This is a genomic window from Faecalibacillus sp. TM498 (assembly GCF_020589955.1).
Taxonomy (GTDB): Bacteria; Bacillota_I; Bacilli_A; order Erysipelotrichales; family Coprobacillaceae; genus Faecalibacillus; species Faecalibacillus intestinalis.
Map to the genome: position 1 here is coordinate 13,141 of NZ_JAJDKB010000003.1, position 19,238 is coordinate 32,378.

The window sequence follows — 19,238 nt, forward strand, 5'->3', positions numbered from 1 at the left end:
TATGAAAGTTCTTGTAATCGGTAGTGGTGGTCGTGAACATGCGATTGCTTATAAATTAAAACAAAGTCCAAAAGTAACTGAACTTTATGCAATACCAGGAAATCCTGGTATTGCAAGTTTAGGTACATGTGTACCTGGTTCAGTAGAAGATAATGAATTTATTGTTGATTTTATTAAAAAAAATCAAATTGATTTAACTGTCATCGGTCCAGAAGTTCCTTTATGTAAAGGGCTTGCTGATGATATTGAAAAAGCGGGTTATAAAGCTTTTGGTCCTCAAAAAAAGGCGGCAACTTTAGAAGGAAGCAAAGCTTACTCTAAAGATTTTATGGTCAGACATCATATTCCTACAGCAAAATATGTTGAAGTCACAGACTTTGAAAAAGCTTGTAAAGAAGTTGATCACTTTGATTTTCCATTAGTAATCAAAGCAGATGGTTTAGCTGCTGGAAAAGGTGTTGTCATTGTTGAAAATAAAGAAGATGCCATATCTACTTTAAAAGACATGATGGTTGATGGTGCTTTAGATGGTGCCGGAAGTAAAGTTGTATTAGAAGAATTCTTAACAGGATTTGAATGTTCTTTACTTTGTTTTACTGATGGTAAAACAATTGTACCAATGGTTTCAGCAAAAGATCATAAACAAATCTTTGATGGAAATAAAGGACCTAATACAGGTGGTATGGGAACTGTTTCTCCAAATCCATTTTTACCAGAAGGTATGGATGAAGTCTTAAAAAAAGATATTCTTGATCCATTTATGCAAGGACTTAAAGAAGATCAAATGGACTATCGTGGAGTTGTTTTCATTGGTTTAATGATTGAAAATAATCAAGCGAAAGTACTTGAATTTAATGTCCGTTTTGGTGATCCTGAAACACAATCAATCCTTCTTCGTTTAGAAAGTGATCTTTATGAAATTATGGATGCTTGTGCGACTTATACTTTAGATCAAGTAGATGTCAAATGGTCAGATGACCACGTGGCTTGTCTTGTTCTAGCGAGTGGTGGATATCCAGGTAAATATGAAAAAGGAATTGAAATTAAAAATATTGACAAAGTAAGTGATGATATTGTTGTTTTCCATGCGGGAACAGCTTTAAAAGATGGTAAACTTGTCACAAATGGTGGACGTGTTTTAAATGTGTGTGCAAGAGGAGCAAATTTACAAGAAGCACTTGCGAAAGTCTATGAAACTGCTACAATTATTACATTCGATGGTATGTACTATCGTCATGATATTGGACTTAGATAGGAGAGAACTCTATGACAAATGTAAGAAGAATTTATGTAGAAAAAAGAAAAGAATACGCAACAGAAGCGCATGAAATTCAAACCAACCTCGTTGAACAATTAGGTTTAACGATTCATTCACTTCGTATTGTTCATCGTTATGATGTACAAGGAATTAGTGAAGAAATCTTACAACAAGGAATTAATACAATTCTTGCTGAACCAATGGTGGATCATGTTTATGATGAAACATTTCCAATGAGTGAAAAAGAATCTGTTTTCGCAATTGAATTTTTACCAGGTCAATATGATCAACGTGCTGATTCATGCGAACAATGTTTCCAAATTCTAACAGGAACATCTTCAACAAAAGTAAGATGTGCCAAACTTATTGTAGTAGACATTGATAAAAATGAAGATGTTTTAAATCAAATCAAACATTATTTAATTAACCCTGTTGATCAAAGAATTGCTTCTTTAGAAAAACCAGAACATTTAAATGATGAAACACCTGATATTAAATCTGTACCAACTTTAACTGGATTTAATGATTTAGATGAAACAGGATTAAATCAATTCTTAAAAGATAATGGAATGGCTATGAATCTTGATGATTTAAAAGTAACACAAGATTACTTTAAAAATGAAGAACATAGAGATCCTACTGAAACAGAAATTAAAGTATTAGATACATATTGGTCAGATCACTGTCGTCATACAACATTTGCGACAGTTATTACAGATATTGATATTCAAAATGGTGCTTTTAAAGAAATCTTAGAAAAAGATATTGAAAGCTATAAAACAAGTAGACATGCAGTTTATGGGGTAAATACAACAAGACCTCTTACTTTAATGGATCTTGCAACTATTTCAATGAAAGAACTTCGTAAAAAAGGATATCTTGATGATATGGAAGTTTCTGAAGAAATTAATGCATGTTCTATTGAAATCACTGTTCATACAAATCAAGGAGATGAACAATGGTTATTAATGTTTAAAAATGAAACACATAACCATCCTACAGAAATCGAACCCTTTGGGGGAGCTGCTACATGTTTAGGTGGAGCTATTCGTGACCCACTTTCAGGACGTGCTTATGTTTACCAATCAATGCGTATTACTGGAGCAGGTGATCCAAGAAAAACATTGGCAGAAACAACGCCAGGTAAATTACCACAAAGAAAAATTTGTCAAGAAGCCGCTCATGGTTTTTCAAGTTATGGTAACCAAATCGGTTTAACAACAGGTTATGTTCATGAAATATACGATGAAGGTTATATCGCTAAACGTATGGAAGTAGGAGCTGTTGTGGCTGCTGCACCAAAAGAACAAGTAAAACGTTTAGAACCACAAAATGGACAAATCGTCTTATTAATTGGGGGACGTACAGGACGTGATGGTATCGGTGGTGCTACCGGTTCTTCAAAATCACATGACGTAAAATCTATTGAAACAGCAGGTGCTGAAGTTCAAAAAGGAAATCCTGTTGAAGAAAGAAAAATTCAAAGATTATTTAGAAATAAAGCGGTCTCAGAAAAAGTTGTTAGATGTAATGACTTTGGAGCTGGTGGAGTTTGTGTTGCCGTTGGTGAACTTGCTCCAGGGCTTGATATTGATTTAGACGCTGTTTTGAAAAAATATGATGGTTTAACAGGGACAGAACTTGCTATTAGTGAATCACAAGAACGTATGGCCATTGTTGTCAATGACTATGATGTTGATTTCATTAAAGAAGAATGTACAAAAGAAAACTTAGAAGTTGTTCAAGTGGCAACTGTTACAGATACAAATCGTTTAGTAATGAAGCACATGGGTAAAGATATTGTTAATATTTCTCGTGATTTTTTAGATGCTGCAGGGGCAAAACGTTATCAAAATATTGAAGTTGAATTACCAAACTTTGAAAGTACACCTTTTGATGAAGAAGAAAGAAATGATTTTGTTGGTACAACAAAAGAAGTATTATCAAGATTATCTGTTGCTTCACAAAAAGGTCTTGTTGAAAGATTTGACTCATCTATTGGAAATGGTACAGTTTTATCTCCTTATGGTGGACGTACATATCACACAGAAACAGAAGGTATGGCTGCTTTAATTCCTGTTTTAGGAAAAGAAACAACAACTGCTTCATTAATGGCTTATGGGTATAATCCTAAGATTTTTAAATGGTCACCATATCATGGAGCTATGTATGCTGTTGTTGAAAGTGTTGCTAAGATCGTTGCCATGGGTGGAAACTATCATACAATTCGTTTTTCATTCCAAGAATATTTTGAAAAATTATTAGATGATCCAAAACGTTGGGGTAAACCATTAGCTGCTTTACTTGGAGCTAATCGTGTTCAACAAGAATTAAAACTTCCATCAATTGGTGGTAAAGATTCAATGTCAGGAACATTTGAAAATATTTCAGTTCCACCAACACTTGTTTCTTTTGCTATTACAGCAAGTGATGTTCATGATGTTATGACACCAGAAGCAAAAGAAGCAGGACATATTTTAGCGGAAGTTCAAATTAAAAAAGATCAATTTAGAGTCTTTGATTTTGATCATTTACAAAAACAATATGATGCTATTCAAGATTTAATGAAACAAAAGAAAATTTATTCTGCATATACAGTTAAAGATGGTGGTGTACTCGAAGCTGTTTGTAAAATGGCTTTTGGTAATGGTTTAGGAGCTGCTTTCAATACAGATCATACTCTTGCTTCTTATGTTGAAAAGAATTATGGAAATATTATTGTTGAAGTGAAATCTGAAAAAGATCTAGTAGGTTTAGATTATAGAGTAGTGGCTACTTTAAATGATAGTGAAAAATTCTCTTATGGAATGGATACAATTTCTATTCAAGAAGCTTACGCAATCAATAAAGCACCATTAGAAAGTGTTTATCCAACAAGAGAAAAAGCACCTACACAAGAAATTAAAGTTGCTGAATGTAAAACAAGATCAACTTTAAAAGCAAAACAATATATTGAAACACCTTTAGTTGTTATTCCAGTATTCCCAGGAACAAACTGTGAATATGATTCAAAACGTGCTTTTGAAAAAGCAGGGGCAAAGGTTGAACTTGTCTTAATTAGAAATAAAACAGAAGAAATGTTAAAAACATCGATTGATGAATTGGAAAATGCTATCAAACGTGCTAATATTGTGATGCTACCAGGAGGATTCTCTGCTGGTGATGAACCTGAAGGTTCAGGTAAATTTATTGCAACAGTTTTAAGAAATCCAAGATTAAAAGCAGCAATTAGTGATTTATTAGATAATAGAGATGGTTTAATGATTGGTATTTGTAATGGATTCCAAGCACTTATTAAATTAGGATTACTTCCATATGGTGAAATTAGAGATATGTCGGAAAATGACGCTACTCTTACATTCAATACGATTGGTCGTCACTTATCTCAATTTGTAGATACACGTATTGGTTCTGTTAAATCACCATGGCTTGCTAATGTTAATGTGGGGGATGTTCATGTTATTCCTATTTCTCATGGAGAAGGACGTTTTGTTGCTCCTAAAGAAGTTATTGATGAATTATTCGCTAATGGACAAGTATTCTCTCAATATGTTGATCCTAATCGTAAAGTCACAATGCAAACACCATACAATCCTAATGGTTCAATGTATGCTATTGAAGGTATTGTTTCTCGTGATGGTCGTGTTCTTGGTAAGATGGGACATAGTGAACGTCAAGGAGAAAACCGTTTTAAAAATGTTTATGGTGAAATGGATCAAAAATTATTTGAAGCTGGTGTAAATTATTTTAGAGGTGGTAAATAGAATGGATAAACAACAATTTGAATGTTTTACATTAAGTCCTTTAGATGGACGTTATGCAGGTATTAAAGATGCTTTAGGTGAATATTTTTCTGAATATGCTTTAGTGAAATATCGTGTTTTTGTTGAAATTCAATGGTTAAAATTTTTAATTGAAAATGTAGAAAGTGATGTTCTTTCTAAATTTGACAAAGATAACTTAGGACAAATCGAAGCTATTTCAAAAGATTTCAATTATGATTCTTTTAAAGCAATCAAAGATATTGAAGCTGTTACAAGACATGATGTTAAAGCAGTAGAATATTTCATTGGAAATCAATTAAAAGATATGGGTTATGATTATTTAATCAGTTTTGTTCATATTGGATGTACTTCAGAAGATATTAATAATACATCTTATGCTTGTATGATCAAACATGGTTTAAATGATGTTTGGTTAAAGAAAGCAAAAGAATTTACTGCTGTTATTAATAAATGGGCTGTTGAACATAAAAATGATGCGATGTTAGCTCATACTCATGGTCAACCTGCCACACCAACAACAATTGGTAAGGAATTTAAAGTTTATGCTTATCGTTTTACTTCAAGCATTGAAAATATTGAAAATATTAAAATTAAAGCTAAATTTAATGGGGCAACAGGAAACTATAGTGCTATTTTAACAGCATTTCCTCAATTAGATTGGCAAACTCTTAATAAAAAATTTGTAGAAGAATATTTAGGGTTAACTTACAATCCTTTAACAACACAAATTGAAAGCCATGATTATACATGTCATATTTTAGATGGTATTCGTCATTTCAATAATGTGTTAGTGGATTTTGATGTTGATATGTGGTTATACATTTCAATGGAATACTTCAAACAAATTCCTGTAAAAGGAGAAGTAGGAAGTAGTACAATGCCTCATAAAGTCAATCCAATTCGTTTTGAAAACTCAGAAGCAAATGTTGATATGTCTAATAATATTTGTGTTGGTTTATCAAACAAATTACCTAGATCACGTATGCAAAGAGATTTATCAGATAGTTCAAGTCAAAGAAATATTGGTTTAGCTTTTGGTTATTCTTTACAAGCAATTAGTGAAACAACAAATGGTTTAGCTAAATGTGTTGTTAATAAAGATAAACTTGCAGCTGACTTAAATGAAAAATGGGAAGTTCTTGCTGAACCAATTCAAACAATGCTTAGAAAATATGGTATTTCTGATGCCTATGATCAATTAAAAGAACTTACAAGAGGTAAAAATATTTCACAAGAAGCAATTATGGAATTTGCGAAAGGATTAGATGTTTTATCAGATGAAGATCGTCAAACTTTATTAGATATGACACCTGCAAGTTATATTGGATATGCTTCTAACTTATGTGATATTGATTTATAATGATTGATCGTCGTGCAATAAATATTTTATATAATGATCAAGTTGGCAAAAAGCTGGTAGAAAACTTCTATCAGCTTCTTGTTGTTTATAGTCAAAATGAAAAAATAAAACCTGTTGAAAGTTATCTTTTAAAATTGAATGATATTGCTAGAAAGAAGAAAACACGTCTTGTTTATTATGATAACCATAGTTTAAAAGAAGATTTGTCACAATTTATTGTAGAAGAGTATCGTCTTTCAAAAATGGAACAAAAATGAGACAAATTTGAGACATAAATGATTAAAAAACGTGGTATACTATAGATGCTAGAAATAGGAATTGATTTTTTAGTCATTATTTTATATAATCTTTGTAATCCATTGAGCAAGATTAAATAGTGGAAATAGTTAGAGAGAAGATGGTTGGTGAAAATCTTTGTATGGAAGCTATGGGACACTTGTGAGGAATTACTTGAAAAGAGTAATCGTTAATCGCGTTAAGATGAAAGTGCGTATGAAAATACGAATTAAGGTGGTACCGCGTTGAAACGTCCTTATGAGGGCGTTTTTATATTTTAAGGAGGAAAAATAATGGGATATAGTGCACCAAGAGGTACGGTAGATATTTTACCAGGACAAAGTGAAAAATGGATTAAATTAGAACAATTGTTAAGAACGATTGCCGCTAATTATAATGTCAAAGAAATGAGAACACCAATTTTCGAACATGCTGAATTATTTAACAGAGCTGTTGGGGATACAAGTGATGTTGTTTCTAAAGAAATGTATACTTTTCAAGATAAAAAAGGAAGATATATTTCACTTAGACCAGAAGGAACTGCTGGTATTGCAAGAGCTTATGTAGAAAATAAAATGTATGGTTTACCAGAAAAACTACAAAAAGTTTATTATATGGGACCAATGTTTAGATATGAAAGGCCTCAAAATGGTCGACAAAGACAATTCCACCAATTTGGGGTAGAAATGTTAGGTGTTGAATCACCTTATGTAGATGTTGAATGTATGCTTATGGCAGTGACTGTTGTTGAAGCATTAGGACTTCAAAATGTCACACTTCATATCAACTCTTTAGGTGATAATGAATCAAGAGATGCTTATCGTGAAGCTTTAAAAGATCATTTTAGAGGCCATTTAGATGACTTATGCGAAGATTGTAAAGCACGTTTTGAAAAGAATCCTTTACGTATTTTAGATTGCAAAGTGGATGCGAAACATCCAGCTATGAAAACAGCACCGAAAACAATTGATTATTTAAGCGAAAGTGCTAAAAATCATTTTGATAAAGTATGTTCTTTATTAGATGATTTAGAAATTGATTATGTTATTGATACAAATTTAGTAAGAGGATTAGATTATTATTCTCATACTGTTTTTGAAATCATTTCTGATGATCCAAAATTAGGCGCTGGAGCTACTGTTGGTGGTGGCGGACGCTACAATGGTTTAATTGAAGAAATTGGTGGACCGGCTACACCTGGTGTTGGCTTTGCTTTTGGTATGGAAAGACTCCTTCTTGCTTTAGATGATGAAGAAGATGAAGACGAAGATGGTTTAGATTGTTATATTATGCCTTTAGGCGAAGAAGCAAAAGATCTTGCTATGCAAATTATTGCGATGTTAAGAGCAAATGGCTTTACATGTGAAATGGATCATGTATCTCGTGGCTTAAAAGGACAATTTAAATCAGCAGATCGTTTTAATGCACATTTCTCTATTATTTTAGGGGAAGAAGAAGTAAAAAATGAAGTGGTTAATATTAAATGTAATCATGATAAAGAACAAGTTGTAGTACCATTAGAAAATATTTTGGCACATATTGAAAATCATTTAAGTGGAGGACATGAACATGAATAGAACACATAATAACGGTGAACTTCGTTTAGAAAATGTTGGACAAACAGTTGAACTAAAAGGATGGGTTGCTAAAAAGAGAAATTTAGGAGCTCTTGTATTTATTGATTTAAGAGACCGTTATGGAATTACACAAATTATTATCAATGAAGAAATGGAAAACATTTCAAAAGATATTAAAAATGAATATATTTTATATGTTAAAGGAACTGTTGTAGAACGTTCTAGCAAAAATCCAAATATGCCTACAGGAGATATTGAAGTTGATGCATCAGAAATCAAAATCATCAATACAGCCAATACGACACCAATTATTGTTGCAGATGATACAGATGCTTTAGAAGAAACAAGAATGCAATATCGTTATCTTGATTTAAGAAGACCTGTTATGCAAAATAAAATTCTAACAAGACATAAAATTACAAGAAGTATTAGAGAATACTTAGATAATCATGATTTTGTGGATATTGAAACACCTTATTTAAACAGATCAACTCCTGAAGGAGCAAGAGATTTCTTAGTACCTTCACGTGTACATCATGGTGATTTCTATGCTTTACCACAATCACCTCAATTATTTAAACAATTATTAATGGTTGCTGGTTTTGAAAAATATTACCAAATTGCTCGTTGTTTCAGAGATGAAGATTTAAGAGCGGATCGTCAACCAGAATTTACTCAAGTTGATGTTGAAATGTCATTTATGACTACAGATGAAATCATCGAAGTTGGTGAAAATATGGTGGCTAAAGTCATCAAAGATGTAAAAGGTGTTGATGTTAAGTTACCGCTTCCACGTATGACGTGGCATGAAGCGATGGAAACATATGGTATTGATAAACCAGATATCCGTTTTGATATGAAACTTGTTAACTTAAATGAAGTTGTTAAAGATGTTGATTTTATGGTATTTAAATCAGCTTTAGAAAATAATGGATATGTTAAAGGAATTAATGTTAAAAATCATGCAAGTGATTATTCAAGAAAGAAAATTGATCAATTAACAGAACTTGCAAAAACATATAAAGCAAAAGGTCTTGCTTGGTTAAAAGTAAATAATGGTGTTGGTGAAGGGCCAATTGCTAAATTCTTTAGCGAAGAACAAATGCAAAGATTAATTGAAGCAATGAATGGTGAAGATAACGACTTATTATTATTTGTGTCGGATACAAAATATATGGTTGTTTGTGATGCTTTAGCTGCTTTACGTAATCATTTAGGAAAAGAATTAAATTTATATGATCCAAAAGAATTAGGATTATTATGGGTTGTTGATTTCCCAATGTTTGAATATGATGATGAAACTCAAAGATATTATGCAATGCATCATCCATTTACAAGACCTAAAGAATCAGATTTAGATAAAATAGATACAGATCCAGCAAATTGTCTTGCTGATGCCTATGATATTGTCTTAAATGGTTTTGAACTTGGTGGAGGTTCTCAACGTATTTACGAACAAGACTTACAACAAAGAGCTTTCAAAGCTTTAAGTTTAACAGATGAACAAGTAAGAAATAAATTTGGTTGGTTTGTTGATGCATTAAAATATGGGACACCACCACATGGAGGATTTGCTTTAGGATTAGATCGTCTTGCCATGTTACTTACTGAAAGTGATTCTATTAGAGATGTTATTGCTTTCCCTAAAAATGCCAGTGCAACATGTCCAATGTCTAAAGCACCAAACAGTGTAGAAGAAGATCAATTAAAAGAATTAGGTATTGGAGTTTTAAAAGATGAATAACGATCGTATACAAGAAATACTTGATTTAATGGAAGAAGCAAGATTGGATTACTTTTTAATAAGTGATCCTCAATCAATTGCTTATTGTACAGGATACTATAATGATCCGCATGAAAGAATGTTTGTTTTCATGATTTCAAAACATGGAAATCATACCTTATTCATGAATGATTTATTTTATTTGGATCATGATTTAGATGTTAACATTGTTTGGCATAAAGATGGACAAGATGCTATTCAAACAATTGTTGATGAAATGCATTTTCCAGGAAGAATTGGAATTGATAAAAATTGGGCCTCACATTTCTTGTTAGATCTTATGAAAAAACTCCCAGATGCAAAGTATATCAATGCTTCACCATGTGTTGATCTCGTACGCATGAAAAAAGATTTACAAGAACAAGTTTTAATGATTGAATCAAGTAAAATCAATGATGCTGTTATGGAAGAAATCATTCCATTCATTCAAGAAGGCGTGACAGAAAAACAACTTGCTAAAAAATTAGATGAATTATTTTTCAAGCATCATTCTACTTGTTATGGGGCGATTGTTGCATTTGGTAAAAACGCTGCTGATCCACATCATGAAAATGATGATACACTACTTAGAAAAGGTGATTGTGTACTGATTGACATGGGATGTGTTTATAAAGGGTATTGTTCTGATATGACACGTACATTCTTTTATGAAGGTATTTTGGAAGAAGAAATTAAAGTTTATGAAATTGTAAAAAAAGCAAATGAAGCTGCAGAAGCAATGATCAAACCAGGAGTTAAATTATCAGATATTGATAAGTGTGCAAGAAAAGTCATCAGTGATGAAGGCTATGGAAAATATTTTACACATCGTTTAGGACATTTTATTGGTCGAGATGTTCATGAATATGGAGATGTCTCTTCGGTAAATGAAATGAAAGTTGAAGAAGGAATGATTTTTTCAATTGAACCAGGTATTTATTTAGAAGGAAATTTCGGAGTACGTGTAGAAGATCTAGTTATGGTGACAAAAGATGGATGTCAGGTTTTAAATTCATTTACAAAAGATATTTATATTATTTAAAAACGAGCTTGTGCTCGTTTTTTTTGTATAAAAAAGAAAAAAATGAGTAAACTTTTAAAGTGAAAAAATATTTTTAAAGCCTCTTTAAATAGACAAATTTTGTCAACAAGAAATTATATAATAATATCAAAAGAAAGGATGAATTATATGGAAGTAAAAAGAGGAGATTTGTTTTATGCTGATTTGAGTGTAGGTGTAGGAAGTGAACAATCTGGAATTCGACCTGTTGTTGTTATTCAAAATGATAGTGGGAACAGATTTAGTACAACTATTATTATTTCACCTTTGACATCATCTAAAAAGAAAAATATTCCTACCCATACATTTATTAAATCAAGAGATGATTTAAAAGAAAATTCAATTGCCTTGCTTGAACAAATGAGGACCATTGATAAATCACGGTTGATTAGAAAAATAGGGGAATTAACGCCATTAGAAATGGAACGTATTAATAAATGTATTCGTATTAGTTTAGGGGTTTAAACTTACATAGAATGTTTCAAAACGGGCTTTGCTCGTTTTTTTTAAAAAATATACACTTAACAAAGAAAAAGAAATCAATTTGTGATAGAATAGTTAGCGAGGTGACAAGTATGTATTATTTTATAGGAATTAAAGGGTCAGGAATGGCTCCACTAGCAACAATTTTATATGAATTAGGGAACGAAGTTGCTGGAAGTGATATTGATAAATATATATTTATTGAAGATGAATTGAGAAAAAGAAATATTCCAATTTATTCATTCAATAAAGATAATATAAAGGATGGTTATCACGTAATTATTGGTAATGCTTTTGATGAATCCAATGAAGAAGTCAAAGCAGCTTTAGAAAATCCAAATGTAAAGTGTACAAGATATTATGATTTCTTAGCTGATTTTATGGAACATTATGTTTCTATTGCTGTTGCAGGAACACATGGAAAAACAACAACAACAGGTATGGCTTACCATTTATTTGAAGATTTTGATAAAACATCTGTTTTAATTGGTGATGGAACTGGACATGGACAAGTAGGAAGTAAATATTTTATTTCAGAAACGTGTGAATTCCAAGATCATTTCTTACATTATCATCCAGATTATGCCATTATTAATAACATTGAATTAGACCATGTTGATTATTTTGGAAATCTTGAAAGATATATTCAATCTTTTGAACAATTTGCTAAGCAAGTTAAGAAAACAGTTATTGTTTGGGGAGATGACCCTAACATTAAGAAAATTCATTTTGAAAAACACGTTTTAAGATTTGGTTTAGGTGAAAATAATGATGTTCGCGCTGTTAATGTTTTAGAAACACCACAAGGATTATCATTTGATGTTTATATTCATCAAGAATTATTTGGACATTTTAACATACCATTATTTGGAATGCATATGTTATATAATTCATTAGCTATTATTACTCTTGGTTATTTAGAAGATATGTCTTATGACTATATTTTAAGTAAACTTCAAACATTCAAAGGAACAAAACGTCGTTATACTGTAAAAACTCAAGGAAACAATGTTTTTGTTGACGATTATGCACATCATCCAACTGCAATCAGATATGTTATTGAAGCAACAAGAGTGAGATATCCTGGTAAGAAAATCGTTGCCATTTTCCAACCAGATCGTTTTTCAAGGGGAGCGCGTTTTGCTAAAGAATTTGCTCAAGAAATGGATAAAGCGGATTACCCATATTTCTGTCCATTCCCAGAAAATGCAAAACATGAAGACGGTATTGATATTGATATCTATGATATTTCAAAAAATAGTGCACGTGCTAAAGTCATTACTGAAGATGAAGCAGGTGTTAAAGAATTAATGCAATATGATAACTGTGTATTCTTATTTATGAGTAGTAAAGATATTTATAAATTTGAAGAAATGTTGATTGAAGCCAAAAAATCTATATAAAAAGAGTAAATTATGGTACAATTATTAATGAAAGTAGAGGGATGTTTATGACAACAATGGACATTTGTTACTGTGTTTTAATTTTAGCAGGTGCATTTTGTTTAGTTGCTTTAGGGGTGTTGTTTATTCGTACATCAACAGCAATTAAACAAACAGGGGATACTGTTGAAATGGCACAAGATACATTGAAAAGAGTTGATAAAATCTTAGATGATGTCAATTACAAATTAGACTTATTAAATGCGCCTGTAGAAACAGTTGCAAAGTTCTTTGATCCTCAAAGACCAAAGTTTAATCCATTGAAAATGATGATGAGCTTTATTAAGAAAAAATAGAAAGGTGAGATAATATGAAATTAGGAAGATTTTTAACAACTTTAGGAATTGGTGCTCTTGCTGGGATGTTATTGGCACCAAAAAAAGGAAGCGAGTTAAGAGAAGAATTAAAAGGTAAAGGAAAAGAAACTCTTGATAGTGCTAAAGAAATGACGGTTGAAGACTATCAAAAATTAATTAGTGAAACAATTGATAGTATTAAAAAAACAGTTGATGAATTTGATGTTGATGACTTTAAAGATAGTTCTTTAGCAAAATTAAATGAATTAAAAGATAAATTTGATGATGTTGTAACAAAATTACAAGATAGCGACCAATATTCTAAGTTAAAAGATCAAGTTGATAATGTTATTGTCCAAGTGAATGATAAAATTAATGAAGTTAAAGAAAAAATGAGCGAACAAGAATTTGATGATTTTTCTGATTTAGAAGATGAAATTAATGACATTGAAGATGATTTAAATGTCATTATCGATGATTTAAAAGACTAATGAAAAAAGCAACGATTTATGATGTTGCAAGAGAAGCAGGCGTTTCTCTTGCAACTGTATCTCGTGTTATTAATGGGTCATCAGTTGTTCGTGAAAAAACTAAAGAAAAGGTAATGAAGGTTATTGATGAACTAAACTTCAAACCTAATCAAATTGCTCGAGGTCTTGCGACAAACAAAACTACAACTATTGCAATTATCTTCCCACAATCATTATTTGCTCATGTAAAAGATATGATTGGTGGTATTGGTGATGCTGGTAGAACATTGGATTACAATATTACGATTTATACAACAGATGATATTGGAAATGGTCCAATGGACGACGTTATGGAAAAAGTCATTCGCACAAGAGCCGATGGAGTTATATTATTTAATAACGATAATATTGATCAACAAATTGAACTTGTTAAAAAACATAGTATTCCGGCAGTTGTTATTGGAATGCAAGTAAGTGATGAATCGATAGGTTCTGTTTATGTTGATGCACAAAAGATTACATATGATATTGTTAATAATTATTTAGAAAAAGGTAAAAATGATATTATTTTTGTAAGTCCTCAACAAAATCTTATTCGTACAGTTGATTTGATTGAAGGAATGAAAAAAGCTTATCAAGATCATCAATTACCATTTGATGAGTCAACACAGGTTATTAATACTTCTACTCACTATGAAGAAAGCTATACACAATTTGTTGAACATTTTAGAAATCATAAACATGATTTAGTTTTTGCAAGTTATGATAAAGAAGGGGTTGCAGTTGTTAATGCAGCAATCGATAATAACATAAGCATTCCAGATGATATGGAAGTTATGGCTATGATGGATACAAGCTACTCACTTATTTGTAGACCATCACTATCAACGATTCATCTTCCAATTTATGATATGGGTGCGTTGGCTGTACGTTTACTTACTAAAATTTTAAATCAAGAAGAATTAGAAACAAAAGAAGTGTGCGTAGGCTATACAAATATTTATCGTAAATCAACTATTCAATAAACCACGAAAGTGGTTTATTTTTATATTCACTTGACTTTGAATATGAAATTTAATATGATGTATTTACAGCAATGAAGGAGACAAGTAATATTACTTAATTGTTATAGAGAGCTTGTGGTTGGTGGAAACAAGCCAAGAGGTAATATGAATACACTCTGGAGCTTCTAAGTGCAAAGCTTAGACGGTGCAAGCCGTTATCTACTTGAGTGTATGTCTTTGACATGAATTTAGGATGGTACCGCGATCAACTCGTTCCTATGGGAATGAGTTTTTTATTTCAAGGAGGAAATTATGAAGATTTATGATGAATTAGTTTGGAGAGGATTAATTAAAGATGTCAGTTCTCCAGAAATTGAAGAAAAATTAAATAATGGAGGATTAACTTTCTATATTGGAACTGATCCAACAGGAGATAGTTTGCACATTGGGCACTTTTCATCATTTTTAATTAGTAAAAGATTAAAAGATGCCGGGCATAATCCAATTTTATTAGTTGGAGGAGCAACAGGATTAATTGGTGATCCTAAACCTGATACAGAAAGACCAATGATTACAAAGGAACAAGTCCAACATAACTTTGACTGTTTAAAAGCACAAGCTCAAAAGATTTTTGGTTTTGAAGTGGTTAATAACTATGATTGGTCAAAAGATTTAAACTTTATTGACTTTTTAAGAGATTATGGTAAATATTTCAATGTCAATTATATGTTGAATAAAGACATTGTAAAAAGAAGATTAGATTTAGGTATTACTTATACTGAATTTTCTTATATGATCATGCAAGCAATGGATTTCTACTGGTTACATGAAAATAAAAATTGTCAATTACAAGTTGCTGGGCAAGACCAATGGGGAAATATTACTGCTGGTATTGAATTAATTAGAAAGAAAACTGGAAAAGAAGCCTATGGTTTTACAATGCCACTTTTAACTAAAAGTGATGGAACAAAATTTGGTAAAACAAATGGTAAAGCGATTTGGTTAGATCGAGAAAAAACTTCTCCTTATGAAATGTATCAATTCTTTATTAATTCAGAAGATGATAAAGTTATTGATTACTTAAAATTCTTAACTTTCTTAACACCAGAAGAAATTATGGAATTAGAAGAAAAAAATAAAACACAACCTCATTTAAGAGAAGCACATAAAGCTTTAGCTAGAGAAGTTATTACATTCTTACATGGTGAAGGAGCTTATGAAGAAGCAGTTCAAGTTTCACAAACATTATTCTCTGGTCAAATTCAAAATTTAACTTTAGAACAAGTTGATGTTGCTTTTGAAGGTGTACCAACAGTTGAAACCGAAGAAAATGAAATGAATATTTTAGACGCTTTAATTTTAGTTGGAGCTGCTAAAAGTAAAAGAGAAGCGAGAGAATTTGTTAATGGGGGATCTGTTTTAATCAATGGTGAACGTATTAAAGATTTAGAATTTACTGTTAAAAAAGAAGATGCTTTTGGACAAAGCAAAACAGTTATTCGTCGAGGAAAGAAAAATTATTTTGTATTAAAATATAATGGATAAAAGCTCTTAGGAGCTTTTTTTCATAAAGAATATGGTATACTATCTAATAAGGAGGGACGGCTATGGAAAAATTAAGAAGTATTTTTAATTTTATATATGGATATTATTTAGATTACCGCTATAAAGTACCACCTGCATCTGCTTTGTCTTTTGCTTATTATATGATACTTTCAATTATCCCAATATGTACATTATTGGCTTTTTTTACACCGTTTTTTCCTTTAGATATTAAAACAGCACAAGAAATTTTATCATATTATTTAAGACCGGATGTGACAAAAATGGTTATTCAACTGATAGAACCACGTTCTTTATCAATAACAACTATAACCACTTTAATAGCGTCTATCTTTGTTGTAAGTAGAGGTTTTTATCAGTTACATCGTATTTCTAAAAATATGTTTCCTAATGATAAAGAATATCCATTTTTCATTGATCAAGGAATTACTTTTTTAAAAACCATTCTTATCTTTATTTTAATACTTGCAGTGATTTCTTTATTGATTATTTTTCCGTTTTTTAAGATTATCTTTATTGATCAACATAATTTTATAACAAGAGTATTATTCTTATTTATCATTATTTTTGTTATTTTATTTTTATTATATAAAATCATTCCTGATCAAAATGTAGATTTTTTAGATACAATTAAAGGAACAGTCGTTGCAACATTATTGATTGAATTGATTATAGGTATTTTATCTATTTATTTTTCCATTGTTGATTATAGCAACGTTTATGGTCCGTTAGCGGCGTTGGTTATGTTGATGTTTTCGATTGCTGTATGTTCAGAAGCTATTTATTTTGGTATGTATGTTATTTTTGAATGTCATATTCGAAGATTAATAAAAAAATTATAAAGGAGAAAAGTAATGTATCCTTATATCAATTTAGAAAAAACAGGCAAACAAATACAAAAGTATATGAATCAAGGTGGCTATTGTGTTCAAGATATTCAGACTTATCTAGGACTTTCTTGTAAACAAAGTGTTTATAAATGGCTAAAAGGAAAGTCATTACCTAATTTAGAACATTTATGTGCTTTAAGTTATTTGTTTCATTGTACGCTAGATGATTTAGTTGTTACACAAATGAATTATTATGTAATCAAAGAAACAATATGTCAGTATTCATTAGGAGATTGTTAATGATTTATTTAGTAATAATAAATGTATTAGGCTTTTTGATAATGGGTCTTGATAAAGCAAAAGCAAAAAAACAAAAATATCGTATTTCTGAAAATACTTTGCTTTTTGTGGCTTTGATAGGTGGAAGTTTAGGAAGCTATTTAGGTATGTATTGTTTTCATCATAAAACGAAACATGTGAAATTTTATATAGGTATACCGTTGATTTTATTTATACAAATCTTGATTTATTATTTTTATTTTTATACAAAATTCTAGACAAGAATTTTGTATATGCTATAATACAAACGTATTAAGCGAATGCTTTGATCCACATTGTTAGGGAAAAAACAGTGTGGTTTTTTTATGGAGGAATTTATGAAAACAAATAAAAAAGATATTCTTAGTATATTACTTGGAAATACGTTACTTGCACTTGCGGTTATTTTATTTATTGTTCCAGGACATTTATTAAGTGGTGGGACAACAGGTATTTCTTTGTTTTTAAATCATTATTTTCATTTACCAATTTCATTATTTACTTTTATTTTTAATTTTATTGTCTTTATTATTGGAGCGCTTATTTTGGGAAAGAAATTTGCTTTACAAACACTTATTTCAACATTTTATTATCCATTTATTCTAGGCGTGTTTGAACTTTCTTTTCAAGGTTTTTATTTAACCGATGATATTTTAATTAATACACTTTTTGCGGGTGTTTTAGTTGGGGTTGCTATTGCTATTGTTATTAAAGCAGGGGCTTCAACAGGAGGTATGGATATTCCACCCCTTATTTTAAATAAATTATTTAAAATTCCTGTTTCTGTTTCAATGTATGTTTTTGATACATTAATTGTGTTAGCGCAATTTGGTTTTTCTGATGTTAGACAATGTCTTTATGGAATCGTGTTAATTTTTATTTATACAATGGTTATTGATAAGATTTTAGTAATGGGTGCTCAAAAAATCGAAGTTAAAATCATTTCTTCAAAATATGAAGAAATTAGAAAGGCTATTTTAACGAATGTCGATCGTGGAGTAACAATGCTTCATGGTCAAACAGGCTATTTATTAGAAAATACAGAAGTTTTAATTAATGTTATTTCGACAAGAGAACTTGTTCAAGTTGAAAGACTTGTAAAATCTATTGATGAAGATGCGTTTATGATTATTTCAAATGTTCATGAAGTTCAAGGTAGAGGCTTTAACTTGGAAAAGGAATATATTGAAAAATAAGATGTTTCATTTAGCTTTGTATTTTGATGAAAAAACAAATCAAAAGTTTTCTTTTTTAAATAAAAAAGTCGAAAAAGAACTACATCAAAATTATTTAGAAAATCATCATATTCCTTTTCATCTAACAATTGCGACTTATAAAGAAATAGAGGAAAAGAAATTTATTGAACAGGCAAATCAGCTTTTTGAAAAAGAAAGTAGTCAAGAGCTCTATTTTGTTTCGTTAGGTTGTTTTCAAAAATCGACGCTTTATTTATTACCTGTATATAATGAATTTTTAAATCAACTAATTTTAAAAATCTATCAAACTTTTGATGAATATGTATCTATTTCACAAAAAAATCGTTATTTACCGTACCACTTTGTACCTCATGTTTCTATAAGTAGAAAGTTAAATGAACAACAAACCAATCAAGCATTTAAGATATTGAATCATTATTTTGAACCTTTTTATGGGAAAGTCATACAGGTTGCATTAGTAAAGACAAATCCGTATCAGGAAATAAAGATATGGAATCTATAATGCTTGCAAGGCATGATAGAAGCTAAAAAAGAAGC

The 19,238-nt window shown here is 30.6% G+C and carries 18 protein-coding genes and 1 other annotated feature; all 18 genes read left to right on the forward strand.

The genetic code is table 11. The features are described from left to right. Position 1 precedes the first annotated feature (1 nt). Positions 2-1,255: a phosphoribosylamine--glycine ligase gene (gene purD / locus LJD32_RS01665; RefSeq protein ID WP_175300938.1), complete on the forward strand. Its 1,254-nt coding sequence runs from the start codon at positions 2-4 to the stop codon at positions 1,253-1,255. An 11-nt stretch (positions 1,256-1,266) separates the two neighbouring features. Beyond that, a complete protein-coding gene (locus LJD32_RS01670) occupies positions 1,267-5,022 on the forward strand; it encodes a phosphoribosylformylglycinamidine synthase (RefSeq protein ID WP_227391628.1) in 3,756 nt (1,251 codons plus the stop codon). A 1-nt stretch (position 5,023) separates the two neighbouring features. Continuing rightward, on the forward strand, positions 5,024-6,403 hold the full coding sequence (gene purB / locus LJD32_RS01675; protein ID WP_032090139.1) for an adenylosuccinate lyase: 1,380 nt from the start codon (positions 5,024-5,026) through the stop codon (positions 6,401-6,403). Further along, positions 6,403-6,660, forward strand: a complete 258-nt coding sequence (locus LJD32_RS01680; protein ID WP_227391629.1) for a hypothetical protein — start codon at positions 6,403-6,405, stop codon at positions 6,658-6,660. The genes purB and LJD32_RS01680 overlap by 1 nt, the downstream gene beginning before the upstream one ends. A 312-nt stretch (positions 6,661-6,972) precedes the next feature. Next, positions 6,973-8,256 (forward strand): histidine--tRNA ligase, encoded by a 1,284-nt coding sequence (hisS, locus tag LJD32_RS01685; protein ID WP_032090137.1) that lies wholly within the window; start codon positions 6,973-6,975, stop codon positions 8,254-8,256. Then, positions 8,249-10,000, forward strand: coding sequence for an aspartate--tRNA ligase (gene aspS, locus LJD32_RS01690; protein WP_227359043.1), 1,752 nt, complete (start codon positions 8,249-8,251; stop codon positions 9,998-10,000). The genes hisS and aspS overlap by 8 nt, the downstream gene beginning before the upstream one ends. Next, on the forward strand, positions 9,993-11,060 hold the full coding sequence (locus LJD32_RS01695) for a M24 family metallopeptidase (protein ID WP_227391630.1): 1,068 nt from the start codon (positions 9,993-9,995) through the stop codon (positions 11,058-11,060). Before aspS ends, LJD32_RS01695 begins: the two co-directional genes overlap by 8 nt. 147 nt (positions 11,061-11,207) lie before the next feature. Continuing rightward, complete coding sequence (locus LJD32_RS01700; RefSeq protein WP_022001469.1) at positions 11,208-11,543, forward strand: type II toxin-antitoxin system PemK/MazF family toxin; 336 nt, start codon at positions 11,208-11,210, stop codon at positions 11,541-11,543. Between the two features lie 110 nt (positions 11,544-11,653). Further along, the gene (locus tag LJD32_RS01705; protein ID WP_032090134.1) at positions 11,654-12,964 is read left to right on the forward strand and encodes a UDP-N-acetylmuramate--L-alanine ligase; all 1,311 of its coding nucleotides are present in this window, start codon (positions 11,654-11,656) and stop codon (positions 12,962-12,964) included. A 47-nt stretch (positions 12,965-13,011) separates the two neighbouring features. Next, the gene (locus LJD32_RS01710) at positions 13,012-13,299 is read left to right on the forward strand and encodes a DUF948 domain-containing protein (protein ID WP_032090133.1); all 288 of its coding nucleotides are present in this window, start codon (positions 13,012-13,014) and stop codon (positions 13,297-13,299) included. A 14-nt stretch (positions 13,300-13,313) separates the two neighbouring features. Continuing rightward, complete coding sequence (locus LJD32_RS01715; RefSeq protein WP_227391631.1) at positions 13,314-13,790, forward strand: YtxH domain-containing protein; 477 nt, start codon at positions 13,314-13,316, stop codon at positions 13,788-13,790. Then, positions 13,790-14,794, forward strand: a complete 1,005-nt coding sequence (locus tag LJD32_RS01720; RefSeq protein ID WP_032090131.1) for a LacI family DNA-binding transcriptional regulator — start codon at positions 13,790-13,792, stop codon at positions 14,792-14,794. The genes LJD32_RS01715 and LJD32_RS01720 overlap by 1 nt, the downstream gene beginning before the upstream one ends. A gap of 62 nt (positions 14,795-14,856) precedes the next feature. Beyond that, positions 14,857-15,054 (forward strand) — a binding site (T-box leader). A 31-nt stretch (positions 15,055-15,085) separates the two neighbouring features. After that, complete coding sequence (gene tyrS / locus LJD32_RS01725) at positions 15,086-16,318, forward strand: tyrosine--tRNA ligase (RefSeq protein ID WP_032090130.1); 1,233 nt, start codon at positions 15,086-15,088, stop codon at positions 16,316-16,318. Positions 16,319-16,380: 62 nt separating this feature from the next. Then, positions 16,381-17,178 (forward strand): YihY/virulence factor BrkB family protein, encoded by a 798-nt coding sequence (locus tag LJD32_RS01730; protein WP_032090129.1) that lies wholly within the window; start codon positions 16,381-16,383, stop codon positions 17,176-17,178. A gap of 12 nt (positions 17,179-17,190) precedes the next feature. Beyond that, positions 17,191-17,466: a helix-turn-helix transcriptional regulator gene (locus tag LJD32_RS01735; RefSeq protein ID WP_052010867.1), complete on the forward strand. Its 276-nt coding sequence runs from the start codon at positions 17,191-17,193 to the stop codon at positions 17,464-17,466. Next, entirely contained in the window at positions 17,466-17,723 is a 258-nt protein-coding gene (locus LJD32_RS01740) for a DUF1294 domain-containing protein (RefSeq protein WP_227391632.1), read from the forward strand. Before LJD32_RS01735 ends, LJD32_RS01740 begins: the two co-directional genes overlap by 1 nt. 99 nt (positions 17,724-17,822) lie before the next feature. After that, complete coding sequence (locus LJD32_RS01745) at positions 17,823-18,680, forward strand: YitT family protein (protein ID WP_147580222.1); 858 nt, start codon at positions 17,823-17,825, stop codon at positions 18,678-18,680. Next, the gene (locus tag LJD32_RS01750; RefSeq protein WP_158548241.1) at positions 18,670-19,203 is read left to right on the forward strand and encodes a 2'-5' RNA ligase family protein; all 534 of its coding nucleotides are present in this window, start codon (positions 18,670-18,672) and stop codon (positions 19,201-19,203) included. The genes LJD32_RS01745 and LJD32_RS01750 overlap by 11 nt, the downstream gene beginning before the upstream one ends. Positions 19,204-19,238: the final 35 nt, after the last annotated feature.